Annotated in this window: 15 protein-coding genes; 10 read left to right on the forward strand and 5 right to left on the reverse strand. The window is 69.4% G+C overall.

Going from position 1 to position 13533, the window contains the following annotated elements:
- Window positions 1–24 precede the first annotated feature (24 nt).
- From ACIPAE_RS06835 to ACIPAE_RS06850, 4 genes are all read left to right on the forward strand, one after another.
- Entirely contained in the window at window positions 25–606 is a 582-nt protein-coding gene (locus tag ACIPAE_RS06835) for a carboxymuconolactone decarboxylase family protein (RefSeq protein ID WP_402443365.1), read from the forward strand.
- Window positions 603–1463 carry an RNA polymerase sigma-70 factor gene (locus tag ACIPAE_RS06840; protein WP_402443367.1) on the forward strand — a complete coding sequence of 287 codons (861 nt, stop codon included), beginning with the start codon at window positions 603–605 and terminating at the stop codon, window positions 1461–1463. The genes ACIPAE_RS06835 and ACIPAE_RS06840 overlap by 4 nt, the downstream gene beginning before the upstream one ends.
- 496 nt (window positions 1464–1959) lie before the next feature.
- A complete protein-coding gene (locus tag ACIPAE_RS06845) occupies window positions 1960–2694 on the forward strand; it encodes a Type 1 glutamine amidotransferase-like domain-containing protein (protein ID WP_402443369.1) in 735 nt (244 codons plus the stop codon).
- 127 nt (window positions 2695–2821) lie between these two features.
- Complete coding sequence (locus ACIPAE_RS06850) at window positions 2822–3265, forward strand: prolyl oligopeptidase family serine peptidase (RefSeq protein WP_402443371.1); 444 nt, start codon at window positions 2822–2824, stop codon at window positions 3263–3265.
- Between the two features lie 24 nt (window positions 3266–3289).
- On the opposite strand, the gene ACIPAE_RS06855 is transcribed toward ACIPAE_RS06850, so the two are convergent.
- Entirely contained in the window at window positions 3290–3472 is a 183-nt protein-coding gene (locus ACIPAE_RS06855; protein WP_329373537.1) for a hypothetical protein, read from the reverse strand.
- 784 nt (window positions 3473–4256) lie between these two features.
- On the reverse strand, window positions 4257–4457 hold the full coding sequence (locus ACIPAE_RS06860) for a hypothetical protein (RefSeq protein ID WP_402443937.1): 201 nt from the start codon (window positions 4455–4457) through the stop codon (window positions 4257–4259).
- Window positions 4458–5014: 557 nt separating this feature from the next.
- Here ACIPAE_RS06860 and ACIPAE_RS06865 point away from each other — a divergent pair.
- The 5 genes from ACIPAE_RS06865 to ACIPAE_RS06885 all read left to right on the forward strand — a co-directional run bounded on the left by ACIPAE_RS06865 (window position 5015) and on the right by ACIPAE_RS06885 (window position 8877).
- Window positions 5015–5713 carry an HAD family hydrolase gene (locus ACIPAE_RS06865; protein WP_402443373.1) on the forward strand — a complete coding sequence of 233 codons (699 nt, stop codon included), beginning with the start codon at window positions 5015–5017 and terminating at the stop codon, window positions 5711–5713.
- 268 nt (window positions 5714–5981) lie between these two features.
- A complete protein-coding gene (locus tag ACIPAE_RS06870; protein WP_402443375.1) occupies window positions 5982–6188 on the forward strand; it encodes a hypothetical protein in 207 nt (68 codons plus the stop codon).
- A gap of 297 nt (window positions 6189–6485) precedes the next feature.
- Window positions 6486–7409 carry a CDP-diacylglycerol diphosphatase gene (locus ACIPAE_RS06875; RefSeq protein ID WP_402443377.1) on the forward strand — a complete coding sequence of 308 codons (924 nt, stop codon included), beginning with the start codon at window positions 6486–6488 and terminating at the stop codon, window positions 7407–7409.
- Between the two features lie 287 nt (window positions 7410–7696).
- Window positions 7697–7972: a hypothetical protein gene (locus tag ACIPAE_RS06880; RefSeq protein WP_329373531.1), complete on the forward strand. Its 276-nt coding sequence runs from the start codon at window positions 7697–7699 to the stop codon at window positions 7970–7972.
- Between the two features lie 152 nt (window positions 7973–8124).
- Window positions 8125–8877: a hypothetical protein gene (locus tag ACIPAE_RS06885; protein WP_402443379.1), complete on the forward strand. Its 753-nt coding sequence runs from the start codon at window positions 8125–8127 to the stop codon at window positions 8875–8877.
- A 246-nt stretch (window positions 8878–9123) separates the two neighbouring features.
- On the opposite strand, the gene ACIPAE_RS06890 is transcribed toward ACIPAE_RS06885, so the two are convergent.
- Window positions 9124–9405, reverse strand: coding sequence for a DUF2087 domain-containing protein (locus ACIPAE_RS06890; RefSeq protein ID WP_329373530.1), 282 nt, complete (start codon window positions 9403–9405; stop codon window positions 9124–9126).
- Window positions 9406–9695: 290 nt separating this feature from the next.
- Here ACIPAE_RS06890 and ACIPAE_RS06895 point away from each other — a divergent pair, with 290 nt between their 5' ends.
- Window positions 9696–10025 (forward strand): peptidase inhibitor family I36 protein, encoded by a 330-nt coding sequence (locus tag ACIPAE_RS06895; protein WP_402443381.1) that lies wholly within the window; start codon window positions 9696–9698, stop codon window positions 10023–10025.
- A gap of 41 nt (window positions 10026–10066) precedes the next feature.
- On the opposite strand, the gene ACIPAE_RS06900 is transcribed toward ACIPAE_RS06895, so the two are convergent.
- Both ACIPAE_RS06900 and ACIPAE_RS06905 read right to left on the reverse strand, forming a co-directional pair.
- On the reverse strand, window positions 10067–10621 hold the full coding sequence (locus ACIPAE_RS06900) for a hypothetical protein (RefSeq protein WP_402443382.1): 555 nt from the start codon (window positions 10619–10621) through the stop codon (window positions 10067–10069).
- 14 nt (window positions 10622–10635) lie between these two features.
- A complete protein-coding gene (locus ACIPAE_RS06905) occupies window positions 10636–13212 on the reverse strand; it encodes a DNA/RNA non-specific endonuclease (protein ID WP_402443384.1) in 2577 nt (858 codons plus the stop codon).
- Window positions 13213–13533 lie beyond the last annotated feature (321 nt).

A 13533-nucleotide genomic window follows, 5' to 3' on the forward strand; every position in this document is an offset into this window, starting at 1 on the left:
GGGACGCATGCAAGGAGAGACACCATGACACTGCGACTGCCGAAGGCCGAGCTCCCCGCCGAGCTCGAGGAGAGCATGATCAAGCAACTGGGCGCCGTGCCCGAGAACGTCGAAGTGCTGTGGCACAGCCCTCGGATGGCCCAGGACAATCTGGAGTTCGGCGCCAAGGTGGGGGCGTGGGACGCGGTCGACCCGGGCCTGAAGTCGTTCGCGCACATGGCCGTCGCGTCGCAGGTCGGTTGCAGTTGGTGCCTGGACGTCGGCTATTTCCAGGCGCGGAACGAGAACCTGGACCTGGCCAAGGCGAGCCAGGTGCCGCGCTGGCATGAAGCGGACGTGTTCACGCCGCTGGAGCGCGACGTCATGGGGTACTCCGAGGCGATGACGAACACACCGCCGACGGTCACCGACGAGCAGTACGCCGGCCTTCTCGAGCGGCTCGGGGCGTCGGCGATGGTGGAGCTCACCGCGTTCATCGCCTACGTCAACCTGGCGACCAGGGCCAACGTGGCGAACGGGGTCACCTCCCAGGGATTCTCCGACGCCTGCGAGATCCCGCTGGCCAACCGCCCGGCGACGACGTCCCGCGTAGGGTCCTCGCAATGACCGAGGACCCGTTCGTCGCCCACCGCAGCCTGCTGTTCACCGTCGCCTACGAGATGCTCGGCTCCGCGGCCGATGCGGAGGACGTGCTGCAGGAGACCTGGCTGCGGTGGGCCGACGTCGACCGGTCGCAGGTCCACGATCCGCGGGCGTACCTCGTCCGGGCCGTCACCCGGCAGGCGCTCAACCGCATACGCACGCTCTCCCGTCGCCGCGAGGACTATGTCGGCGAGTGGCTGCCCGAACCCTTGCTGACCCATCCCGATGTCGCCGACGACGTCGAACTCGCGGAGACGGTCTCCATCGCGATGCTGACCGTCCTGGAGACGCTCGGACCGGTGGAACGCGCGGTGTTCGTCCTCCGCGAGGTCTTCGACATGCCGTACGACGAGGTCGCCGAGGCCGTGGGCAAGACTGCCGCCGCCGTTCGGCAGATCGCCCGCCGGGCCCGGAACCACGTCGCCGCCCGGCAACCACGCGTCAGCGTGAGCCGGTCGGAGCACCAGGCCGTGGTGGACCGGTTCATCGCCGCTCTGCACACCGGGCGCGTCCAGGACCTTCTGGAGATCATGGCGCCGGATGTGGTCTTCATCGCCGACGGCGGAGGACTCACGGCCGCCGCGCTGGCCCCCATCCACGGGGCCGAGCTCGTGGCGACCATGCTCGCCGGCACCGACCGGTCCAAGACCGAGACCACGACGACGTGGCTCAACGGCAGCCCTGCGATCCAGATCGCATCCGACAGCGGACGGGCCGCGGTCAGCCTCGTGATCGAGAAGGGACGCATCACCCGGATCTACGCGACATCCAATCCGCAGAAGCTGACACGAATCGACGAACCCACTGATCTCACGAGGTAGATCGTGACGCGGGTGTTCCGGGCACGACACGCCCGGAACCCCGCCCACAGCGCCGTGGCAAGCCCTGCGGTGACGTCAGAACGCGTGAATACCACCCGACTGTGGCACCGGGCGCCTCCCCAACCCGCGTACGGCCGACGCCGCAGCTCGTGGATGAAGCCGGCGGCCCCAACTCGCCCTCTCCGCACCACGGCCACGTGTCCCGTGATGGTCCCCAACCCGGCGCTCTTCCGTACAGACGGCCTGGCCATCCGATCGGCTGCGCCACATTGGAGCGAGCGGATGCTCCGGGACCGGGTATCCGATCCGTCGCCGATCCCGCTACCGGACACAACGCCGCAGCTCCAGCAGCGGCCGTCGATGCCACCGGTGCGGCCGCAGATCGCCCTCGGGCCGATGCTGAATGTCAGTGCCGAGTACTAGGGTCCGAGACCCGGCCGGCACCCCTGGTGGGCGCGTCGGGCATCTCATCAGGGCACCCCAGGAAGGCAAGGCCATGAAAGCTCTCCTCACGTCATCCGGTATCCAGAACCGCAGCATCCGCGGCGCGCTGGAGGATCTGCTGGGCAAACCGATCGCCGAATCCAACGCCCTGTTCATCCCCACCGCCGTCTATCCCTTCCCCGGTGGCCCCGGGATGGCCTGGCGAGCGCTCAGCGGCCAGGGTTCGTCGCTGCTGGCTGATCTGGGCTGGAAGTCCCTGGGGGTCCTGGAGCTGTCGGTGCTGCCGAGCATCGAGGAGGCCGCCTGGGTACCGACGGTGCGGGACGCCGACGCGCTGCTGGTGTGGGGCGGCGACCCATTGTTCCTGGCCGGCTGGATGCGCCGCTCCGGATTGACCGACCTGCTGCCGTCGCTGCGCCCCGAGGCGGTGTACGTGGGGGTGAGTGCCGGGAGCATCGCCGCCACCACCACTTTCGTCGAGACCTACGACGAGCCGCCCCGCGGGAACGAAGGGCCGGTGAGTTCGGAGAAGGTCGTCTTCGCCACGCCCGACGGGGACGTCGACCGGCTCCTCGTCACGGGCCGTGGAGCGGGGCTCGTCGACTTCGCGATGATCCCGCACCTGGAGAACCCGCGCCATCCCGACGCCTCCCTGGCCAACGCCGAGAAGTGGGCGGCACACATTCCCGCCCCGACGTACGCGATCGACGATGAGAGCGCCGTCAAGGTGGTCGACGGCACCGTCGAGGTCGTCTCCGAGGGGCAGTGGAAGCTGTTTCAGCCATAGCCGGCGTGTCTCATTCGAGGTCGTGCCCGCATCATGATCGGTCCAGCGTGTCCCCGACTCGTAGCCACGGCATCCCGAAACTGGCGGAGGCCGGCCACGGGTTCCCCTTCGTGATCGCCACCCCGCAGTGCTCCCGAATCCAGCCAATGGGTCGCCGAGGTGGACACGCTGGGCGGGCTCCTGGACGACCGTCGCCGCCGACTACCGCATCGATCCCTCCCGCATCTACGTCACCGGCCTGAGCATGGGCGGCTTCGGCACCTGGAGCCTGGCCGTCCGCCATCCCGAGCGCTTCGCCGCCATCGTCCCGATCTGCGGAGGCCTGCGGGACCAAGGCGTCGACCGCATTCGTCACCTACCGGTCTGGACCTTTCACGGCGAGGAGGACACGACCGTCCCGATCAGGTTCACCGAGGAGATCGTGGCAGGGCTTGAGGCCCTCGGCTCGGACGTCCGCTTCACCCGGTACCCGGGGGTCGGGCACGACTCCTGGACCCGGACCTGCGACGACCCCGATCTCTACGACTGGCTCCTCGCCCATCACCGCACCGACCGGGCTGGTGAGAGCTGACCGCGCGGCCATACGGAACAACCTTCAGGCGTCCACCGACTTGGTGGACGGCCGCACCACCACGGCAGCGATGGTGCGGGTGGCGACGTCGACCAGTCCGTTGTCGAGGTGGCTGGGAGCTGACCGTTGACCGGTGGTCAGGGTCTTCTGGTTGCGGGTAGCCGGGCTGGTGCTGTCATTCCCTGCCGGGCATCCGCTGACTGTCACCGTGAGCCCTGGCATGATGGGTGCCATGACGCTGACCCGAGAGGCCGATGGCGCGTAGGCCGCCCGGCGCCGTCCGCGCTCAGCGGTGGCCGGCCCGCACCAGCATTCGTCCCGTCCGTCAGATTCCGGGCATTCCCCGCCGGACTCAGACAGCCATCAAGCAGATCGAAGCCCGCTATCTGGGGCACGGTGTTGTTGCTGACGCCCTGCACCAGTACGAGAGTTTTCTCCGCAGGCCCGGCCGGCACCTGTATCTGCCCTGGCACGATTGCCCTTGTTGCGACCCGTTGGACGCTCGGGACACCCTCGAAGAAGCGCTCCGTCGGCTCCCGCCCGCAGCGCGGGGAGGGCTGGGCGGTATCGTCGCCCGACTCGATGCGGAGTTCCTGCGTCGCACACTGCCCGATCCAAGGGCCGCATCCCTGAGTTCATGGCATGCGGCAGCGTGGTGGCGGCAGCGGATTCGGGAAATGTGACCGTCGTTCCACTCCCGGGCGACGTCCTCCTTGCCTGGGACGAGACGGACATCATCGAGCGCGCGCTTGTCGTCGCCCTCTATCACCGCCAACGACCTGCGGACGGGAAGCCGTTGGCGGACACGTGCCGATCTCTCTTCCACGAGCTTCGTCGCGTCAGATCGACGGAACAGCCCGCGGTACCCGATCCTCGCGGGCTCGTCGCCGACAGCGTGCGGCTGCGGCCGGGCGGGTAGACCGCGTCCTGGTCTCGGGGCTCTGCACGTCCGCTGCCCGGCCTTCCGCCCGGTTCAGAGCGCTTCCCGTTCCTAGTCACCGCCGCCAGTGGTCCCCTTCAGGCTCCGGCGCCGCTTCCTCTCCGAATCCGAACGACGCACCAGATCGCCCGCAGCAAGCGTCACGGTCGCCACACCGCGGACCCAGCGGGGCCCACCGCGCTCCGCCCACACCACACATACGCACCCGCCAACGGCAAGCACCAGAACTCCGAGCAGCACCAGACCGACCACGATCTCCCCCTCTGTTGCGGTCATCCGCATGGTCCCGTCCATCGTCTCAGACCGGCCAGGAGACTGGCTGACACGCCGTTCGGGTCGATCGCGCGGAGCGGGCCCTATCCGATCCCAGCCGTTCCGCCGAGCAGGTCCGGAGCGGGTGAGCGAGGTTGTGGAGTTCGTTCACCTGCTCGTGGAAGTTCACGTTCTCCCGCGTCGGGCGGGCTCGCCCCCGGTTGGGGCCGTGGCCGACCACGGCGTACCGAAAGGACTCGACCGTCCGACCGTCGCGTCCTCGCTGTCCGGCCGGTCCCCCGCCGGCCAAGAAGCGTCGTCCGCAGCAGGCTTCGGCCGTCGTCGTCGCCGAAGCCGTTCTCACCCTGGATAGGCGACGCTGATAAAGGCTCTGCGGCCGGCGGCGTGGGCCACTGGGCTCACTGAGGTTTTCTCAACGGAGATCACGTCCGCCGGCCGTTGAGGATGAGCGCGTCGGGAGACGTCCCGGGATTGACTCGTTGGGGTGCGGGTGGCAGCCTGCCAGCGATCGCAAACCGTCTGGTCAGGGGGAGACCATGCCCTGCTTCAAAGCCGTCCTCCTCGACTGGGTCGGAACTCTCATCGTCCCGAAGTGGGGTCCGGGCCAGATACGGCCCAGGGGCGCCCAGTGGATCGAGCGGTCATTGCGGCACCTTCAGCGCGATGTATCCGAGTCGGAGGTGCAGCGGATCAGCGAAGCCCTGAGTGTGGCGGGCCAGCTGTCGGAGGTCGAGCTAGGCTGGGCCGGAGCGGACCTTTCAGCCGCGGCACACTGCGAGAGCTACCTGCGGTGGGTGGACGCCGCGGGTATCGACTCGGACCTGGCCGACCAGATGTACGCGGCGCTGTCCGACGCCACCGACAACCCCTTTGCGGTCGATGCCGAGCCGACCCTCGCGGCGCTGAAGGCGGCCGGACTGAAGGTGGCGATTGTCAGCGACATCCACTTCGACATCCGCCCCGGCTTCATGAAGGCCGGCCTGGAGGAGTACGTCGACAGTTTCGTCCTCTCCTTCGAGCAAGGCGTGTGCAAACCCGACCCCGCTGTCTTCCGAGTAGCCCTTGACCAGCTTGGGGTGCGACCCGACGAGGCACTGATGGTCGGCGATCGCTCCAGCCATGACGGCGCGGCCGTCGAAGCCGGAATCGCGACGCTCCTGGTCCCGCCCTTGACGCACGTCACCGAGGAGCGGCTGCACCTCGTCCTCGCAGCCTGCGGCCTTCCCGTGCGTTGACGGGGCGTTGCCCGTGGCATGGCATCGAGCGACCCATCGCGGATCGGCTGCCGCGGGTCCGGTTGCGATCAGGCGTGAAGCCCCTGGTAGGGCAGGTCTCACCACAAGATCATGTCCGCAATCACCAGAGGCTTCGCGTTGGTCAACTATGGTGCCACGCTCGACGTTCCGCGCCACGTCGTGGAGTACCTGTCCCGCCTGCTGGCAGCGAACCGGCGGCGAATCGGCACTCCGCGCGGCAGTCCTGGAGCGCTGCCGACGCCAGGGCATGGCCCACGTGGTCCTCGACGGCACCCTGATCGAGTCAGACCGCCTCGCTGGGGTCCGCGACCACGGCAATGACCTGTGGTCCAGCCAGAAGCACGAGGCATTCGGTGACAACGTGCGGTTCCTGGCCGCTCCGGACGGCACCCCGCTGTGGGTCTCCGACGTCGAGCCGTTCCACGCCCGATCGTCGCTGAGAAACCGTCACTGACTACCTGGCTTCCAATCCCAAGAAGCACGAGAACGTACGGCGCTGCTTCCACGTCGATCACGGCTCCCGAACTCGGTCCGAAAGAGTTTCTCTCGGCGAACCGCCCAGCGTGTCGGCCGCCCTGACGGGCCGACAGTTCGATCGCGTCACGTGAAGCCCACCCATTCAGTCGATGGGCAGATTTCTCCCGGCCGCATATCCTGTGAGCGAATCAGTGCAGGGCAGGTTCCGGCCGGCTGTTCCGTTTCGCTTACCGCCACGACCGAAATCATCGGCCACCACCAAGGGAGATCGCGCATGAACGACTCCGGCAACGCGCGCGAGGTGCCGCGCCGTCAATTCGTCGCGCTCTCCGGGGCCGTCGGTGCGGCGGCTTTCCTGGCCGGTGCGGGGCCGCTCGGGGGCGCCGCCTCGGCGGCCGACCCGGCGCACGCGGAGTCGCCGGCCGACTCCTGCCCCACTTCCCCTCCCGGGGCAGGTCCGAGCCCCTGCCCTCCGGTCCAGTTCCAGCCCCTCTGCGGTAAGCCCACCGACAAGGACCCGCTGTGGAACGACGTGCAGTTCTGCGTGCACGGGACCGTTCCGCCCCCGCCGCAACTCAAGCCCAACTGCCTGAAGATGAGCGCGGATTACATCATCCTGCACGGCATTCCCGAAACCCGGCACAACTATCTCCTGGTCCCCACGTGCCGGATCACCGGTATCGAATGCCCGTTTCTCGAGACCTCCGGCGCGGCGAACTACTGGGACGACGCGTGGCAGAACGCCCGGAGCGGCGGGAGCGTTCCGGTGCAGTACCCGAATATCGGATTGGGGATCAATTCGGCGCTCTCCCGCCAACTCCAGCAGTTGCACATCCACATGGCCGGCATCCGGCCGAGTACGCAGGCGCGGCTGCAGGACCTGGAAAAGATGTCCCGTATCGCCACTCAACCCTCACACTGGGGTTCCCCGCAGTACCAAGCTGCCATCACCGGGGCCGAGGGCTCCGGAGACCGCACGTACCGGGTGCTCAAACTGCCCGACCTCGGGCAGAACCTCTTCACGCTGCTGTACCGGTACGTGGTGAACCCGGCTGGGCTGGACATGGCGAGGCAGACACTGATCGTGGTGCCGAAGATGACCGCCGCCGGGTTCGCCGGGTCCTTCTACGTCCTCAGCAGCGACGACTCGCTCCACGACGGCACGACCACGTGCGACCACCTGCTCGTGTACCGCTGACGCCGCTTCGGCAACGGCCTGCGGCCGGGCAGCGCCGGGCCGTGGCTCTCGGGTCCGTACGGACGTGTGACGATGACGCGTATGTCGCGGTGGTGAGGCGGGCGGGTCGGCGTCGGTCGGTCCACCGTACGCTCGGCCGACCCGCCCGCGGCCCTACGAGTTGTACGGTTCGACGCTCACGGCAGGACCGACAGCTTCCCCACGTACGGACGCGCGCACGCAAACGCAGGTGCCCCAGCACGCCGATCATCTCGACAAGGGAAACCAGGGTCGCCTACCGTGCGCGCATGGCCCTGCACATCACCGCGGACGACGTACAGCGCCTCATACGGGCCGACCCCGGCGAAGACCCCGGCCTCTACATCGTCACCGACGACGACGGCACCGAACACATCGCGGTATGCCCCTGCGAAGGAACCCACTACGGCGCGATCATCAGCCGGACCGAGCTCATGGACCGCACCTCAGGGCACCCCGACACCACCGCCATCACCCAGTTCCTACCAGAACTACAAAACCGCACTGAAGCGATACATTCCGGCAAGACAGCCGACGCTTGGTGAGCCCACACCCGCAACGCCCCCACCAGGAAGCCCTCGTCACCGGCCAATGTCAAAGACAACCGACGGCGCGGCGTTGACGGCCACGGCCTCCTGAAGGTGCCGTCGCCACACCCTGGCGGAACGGTAGCTGAGCCCGCCCCACCGTCACATCGATGTACGTCACGACGGGTGTAGTGATCTCCGAGGTTGTACAGCATGGGGGCGTGACGGTTGCCGCGATCGTGCTGGAGTACCTCAAGGCACTGGCATGGCCCGCCGTGGCCCTTGTCCTGATCTTCTTGCTTCGCGACCACCTCGGCGGCCTCGTGGAACGGATACAGACGATCAGCACCCCAGCAGGGGGTTTGGAGTTCGCCGCCGACGTCAATCAACTCCACAGCGCCGCCGTCGAAGCCGCGGCCAACGACGTGATCGTCCGCCGGCGCAGCGGACCTGACAGCCCGTCCGTGGCTCCCTCCGAGAGCACCAGCCTCGGCGCGTTCGAGGCGCTGCGAGACGTGGCTGAGACGGCTGCGGAGGCGGCGATTCTGGCGGCTTGGCGACTTGTGGAGTTGCAACTGGTGGAAGCGCAAAGCCTTGTGGGTGGGCATCATCCCGCACCGGAACACGGCTCCCGCGTCTTCCCGATCACTCCCCGCCGTTGGACTGAGAGCCTTGTCGCCTGCGGATTGGACACCGACGTCGCCGATCTGATCCACGACCTCGTCACGCTCAGGAATCGCGCTGCCCACTCGGTCGACATCTCGGGGATCTCCGCCATGGAGTACGTCGAGAGTTGCGCCGCGGTGTGGGTTTTGCTGGGCCGCTTCATGACGGGAATCGCATCCGAGACGCGCATGCCGCGCCCAACCACCACGGCCGCCTCAGACGACGCGCCTACCGGCAGCAGTGCTCCCGGGGAATGAGCGCCCGTCACACCGCGTCCCCAGCGCTCCCGCCAACGCCCACAACACGGAATCACTACTGGTGCCAGCACGGCCACCCTGGATTTCCGCCGGCTCCTTCCACTGCGGATCGACAACCGGGAGGGGCACGTGCAGCCGGCAGGCCGGTTCCCGCAGGTCTCCCGCGCTCCGGCAGCGCCGCCTGTCCCACCAAGGAGGGCCCTCCGGCTACTGCTGCGGCGGCCGGCTGCTGCCGGCGGGGTTTGCTCAGCGCAGGCGATGGTAGACCGCGCCGTCTTTGGTGCGCCCGAGGAAGCCCGCCTCGATCAGGTAGCGGCGCAGCGCGGAGGTGTCGTCGTGCACGGTGGCGATGGCCTCGTTCACCTCTTGCTCGGTGTAGTCACGGCCGGCCGTGAACAGGCGGGCGGTGAGGTAGTCGAGCAGTTGCTCGCGTCGGACGGGGCGACGCGGGATGGCGGTCAGCCGCCCGTGCGCGAACAGGTCGGCCACGCCGTGGGCCGCTTGGCGGACTTCGTCGTCGGTACTCACCAGGCCACCCTGCTGCCACCCGCCGCCGTCGGCAACGCATTTCCGAGCCGGCTCACGAACCGCGTCCGAACGCACACACGCCGCTCATCCGCCGCAGCCGCATGGGCAGAGCTCGGGGTCGGTAGCCGCACGCTCGTTGCGCTGGGGGCCAAGAGGTGTGCGCTGTCGGCGAATGAGGATTGAGGTGGGGGCGCTCAGAATCGGCTGGTGAGTCGATCGGAAGGAAAGAAATGCGCATTCGATCACGCGCGGCGCGGTGTGCCGCGGCTGCCGCTGTCACCGTCGGGGCAGTGACCGCCGCGACCGTCGCTCCGGCTTCGGCCGCGCCGTCCGGCATCAGCACGGGCGCCTGTCCCAGCAAGTACTTCTGCGCCTATCAATCCAGTGGTGACACCCATCCGTGCAAGTGGGAGGACGACGCCCCCGACTGGGACAACTGCTCCTGGGTGCAGGACGGGAAGTTCACGTACGCCGTCTTCAACAACGGCACCTCGGGCGCGGGTGTCACCCTGTATCGGAACCACAACTACAGCAGTCGCATCGGGAGTTGCGTTCCCCGGGGGAAGGTTGTCTACCTCGCCGACAACTACAGCCCCGGCTCATCGAAGTGGAACTGCTGACCGGTTGCCGAACGGTTCCCGGAGGGGGGACCCGGGGCGGATCAGGGGTCGGGGTTCCACAGGGGGTGACCGGGCCTGGGGCCGACCAGTTCGTCGAGGAACGCGTCATGCCCGCTGAGGGCGCGGTTCAGCAGGGCGACCATGCCCATGTCGTAGCGGTGCCAGTCCGCCTTGTCCCAGACCACGACCGGCCAGGTGTCCGGGTCCGCGGGCTGGGTCAGCCAGAAGCACTGCTCGCCGCCGACGCCGCCGCCCCAGGCGAGCAGGCCGCCGGGCTCGGGGTGGAAGGGGTACGGGAACGCGTCCGGGTACCTCTCCCGTAGGCCGCGCAGCAGGGCGCCGATCTCGGCGGCCGCGTCCAGCACGGGTCCCAGGGCGGCGATCCCGGTCCCGGTGCCGCACGGGGGCAGCGGGATCAGGGGGGTGAGCCGGCTGCCCACCGTCCCGGGCCCGTAGGCGTCGACGAACGCCCGGTAGTCGGCGGGCAGGTCGAGGCCGTACGCGGCCCGGGTGTCGGCCCAGGGCAGCGCCGGCCCGGCCGTCCCGGGCGCGGCCCCGGTGATCCGCGCGAACGCGGCGATGTCGTCCCGCACCACCGGACCACCACCTGTCAGGGACTGAGGTTCTTTCCGCCCTTCACATTCTGGACCGTGCCGCCGCCGGGCACCGCGAGCGGGTACGGATTCCCGCGGGAGTCCCAGGCGGTGATCTGGAAGGTGAACGCGTACGGGATCACCGCCGCGGTGTCCTTGTACTGGGCGGTCACCGTCATCCGCACGGTTCCCCGCTTGTTGAGGAAGGCGCGGACCGCCGTCTGGATGTCCGTCATCTCACCGACGTTCACGGGCGTGGCCCAGCACGGCGTGAGGTTGCGTTGGATGCCGCGGCCGCCGAACTCCTTGGGTATCAGGTGGCAGCTGTTGACCAGGACCCCCGGCACTCCCGGGAGCAGTGCCTTCGCGCGGTTGCGGGCCGTGGTCATGCCGGGGCTGTTGGAGTTGGAGGCGGTGCCCGTGCCCAGCGGATTCTTCAGGCACGCGGTGGCCGCGGTGGCCCGCTGGTGCGATCCGGTGGGGGCGTAGTAGATCCAGCCCGCCCCGCTGGACTCGGCGACGCCGGCCGGCGGACGCTGCGTCAGGCAGGTCGGCTTGCTGTCCGGCGTGGTGCTGGTCGACGGGGAGGGCGACGGCGAGGTCCCGCCGGAGCCGCAGCGGGCGCCGACCTGGCTCGGGTCGGTCCACTGGTGGGTGCCGGCGCCGTTGACGATGACGAGGCGGTCGACGCGGGGGCCGCCGCCGTTCGCCTCGCAGAGGCTGTCCCGCAGCTGCTGGAACTGCTGTCCTGTCGACAGGAGATGCTCCAGGTCCTGTGTGGTGGCCAGGTCCAGCAGCGGGCCCACGAACGGTTCGAGGTCGAGGCGCAGCACCCGTTCGTATCCGGACCGTACCCGCTGGCCCCCGCCGGCCGAGGAGTCCGGCTGCTCGCCGTTGAGTTGCGCGGCGCCGATGCGTGCCTGCGATCCGAGTTCGGCCGGGCTGCGGACCGTTTCCGTCTTCACGGCGCGTTTGGCCGGCCGGCCCTGCTCGGTGGTCGTGTAGAGGTAGTCCGCCGGGGGTGCCGCTCCTGCGGTCGTGGACGGCACGCTCCAGGTGACGTGTGCCTGCGGGTCGGCCAGGAGCAGAGCCGCGATCTGCTCCAGCACGCGCTGGTTCTCGACCTTGTCGGTGGTGGGGAGGATCGTCCGCAGGTCCTGCGGGTTGTCCAGCCGGCCGGAGTCGACGATCTCCCCCAGGTCGGGCAACTCGCCCTGGTCGTCGGCCCCTTCGAGCGCGTCGATCGACTTGCTGCCCGCCTCGGTGTCGCTCGTCGGCCGGTCCTTCGTCATCTGGTCCAGCAGTTTCGCCACGGTGGGCTTCAGGGGCGTGCCGACCGAGACGTCGTCCGGCTGGAGGTTGCGTGCGTGCAGCCGGCTGCCGACCTTCGGGTCGGAGCCGTACTCGGCGGCCGAGTACACCCAGGCGTAGTCGGTGTGGGTCACCGTCTTGCCGGGCGGGGCGATGTTGGGGCGGGAGCCGCTGACCGTCTTGGACTGCTTGGGCTGCAAGGTGCCCAGCGGGTGGGGCTGGTCGGGCACCTGCGGAAGGGTCAGGTAGAGCGTGGCCGCGCCCGCCTGGTCACCGCTGTTGGTGACCGTGAAGGAGTACGCGCACGGGTCGGTCGTGCACAGGGACGGCGAGTTGCTGGTGATCGTGAAGTCGGGCCCCATCGTCTTGGACGTCGCCTCGGCCGACGTGGCGGGCGGGACGGCGGTCGCCACGGCCGAGGCGGTGGTGGCGGGGACCGAGCCGGCCTGCTCGGTGGTGGCCGGCTTCGGCTCCAGCAGGAGGTAGCTGCTGTAGTCGCTGTCGTCGGCCGGCACGGCGTCCGTACGGGGGCCCGCCGGCACCGCCGCGTCCCCGGTGCGCCGGGCGGAGTGCCAGGTGGCGGACTTGACGGGGCTGTCGCCGCCGGGGTCGCCGCCGATGGCGAGGACGGAGTAGGGGGCCGCACTGGCGAGGACGACCGTCCAGCCCTGGGAGGTGTACGAGACCGCGTTGCGGCCCTCGAACGTCGCGCCGTCCTCCCGCACCGCCTCGGGGTCGGAGGTGACCTGGCGGACCAGCGCGGCGAGCGAGGCCGGCGTCAGCGAGCCGGCGTCCACCCCGAAGCCGTCGAGCATGTAGTAGCCGGAGCGCTTCTGCGGTGCCACCCAGTGGCCGGTGCTGGTCAGGTCCGTGCCGAACAGGGGTTCCTGCTGTGCCCAGAACGCCGAGTCGCCCTTCAGGTAGAGCTGGTCGCCGGACCACGCGAGGGTGGATTTCCCGGCAACCGGTTCGCTGAGGGTTCCCGACGCCTGTCCTGTGCTGTTGACCGTGAGGTTCGCCCGGGTCATGGACCGGTGCTCGGCCGGGGCGTAGACCATCGACAGGTTCACCGCGGGCAGGGCGCTCAACTCCCGTGCCGCAGACGCGCCCTGCCGGGCCGGTGACACGTGGGGAGCCGATGCCTCGTGCTTGGCGTCCCCGGACCCGCCCGATCCGTTGGACCCGCTCGGCCACAGCACGTAGAGCAGGCTCGCCAGTACGGCCAGCGCGACGCCCGTGGCCGTGAGGGACCGGGCGCGCGACTGCCGTAACCACCCGGCCACCGCGCGCGGGGGCCCGGTCGGCGCGCCCGCCGTGGGCGGTCGGGCCGGCGGTGGAGGTATCGCGGGTGGCTGCGGCGGAAGCGACGGCCAGGGCGGCGTGGTGGCCGACGGCGGCTGCGGCGGGTGGGGCGGCCGGGGTGGCGGCGGAGCAGCGGCGGGCGGCTGGGAGGGAAAGGGCGGCGGAGGTGGGGGCGGCGCACCGGTCTCGTCCCGCGCACCGGACTCCGGCTGCTGCCCATGGTCATCCGTCACAGCGACACCCCCAGTTGCTTCCGCCGACCCTGGAATCCGGGTACTCCACGTTACCGACGGAAGCACCCC

This window comes from Streptomyces sp. NPDC087270 (assembly GCF_044744625.1).
Classification (GTDB): domain Bacteria; phylum Actinomycetota; class Actinomycetes; order Streptomycetales; family Streptomycetaceae; genus Actinacidiphila.

Bases quoted from the DNA above. Each gene is read 5' to 3' on its own strand.
- ACIPAE_RS06840 (WP_402443367.1), top strand. From the start codon at position 603: ATGACCGAGGACCCGTTCGTCGCCCACCGCAGCCTGCTGTTCACCGTC.
- ACIPAE_RS06880 (WP_329373531.1), top strand. From the start codon at position 7,697: ATGGCCCTGCACATCACCGCGGACGACGTACAGCGCCTCATACGGGCC.
- ACIPAE_RS06875 (WP_402443377.1), top strand. From the start codon at position 6,486: ATGAACGACTCCGGCAACGCGCGCGAGGTGCCGCGCCGTCAATTCGTC.
- ACIPAE_RS06835 (WP_402443365.1), top strand. From the start codon at position 25: ATGACACTGCGACTGCCGAAGGCCGAGCTCCCCGCCGAGCTCGAGGAG.
- ACIPAE_RS06845 (WP_402443369.1), top strand. From the start codon at position 1,960: ATGAAAGCTCTCCTCACGTCATCCGGTATCCAGAACCGCAGCATCCGC.
- ACIPAE_RS06870 (WP_402443375.1), top strand. From the start codon at position 5,982: ATGGCCCACGTGGTCCTCGACGGCACCCTGATCGAGTCAGACCGCCTC.
- ACIPAE_RS06885 (WP_402443379.1), top strand. From the start codon at position 8,125: ATGTACGTCACGACGGGTGTAGTGATCTCCGAGGTTGTACAGCATGGG.
- ACIPAE_RS06865 (WP_402443373.1), top strand. From the start codon at position 5,015: ATGCCCTGCTTCAAAGCCGTCCTCCTCGACTGGGTCGGAACTCTCATC.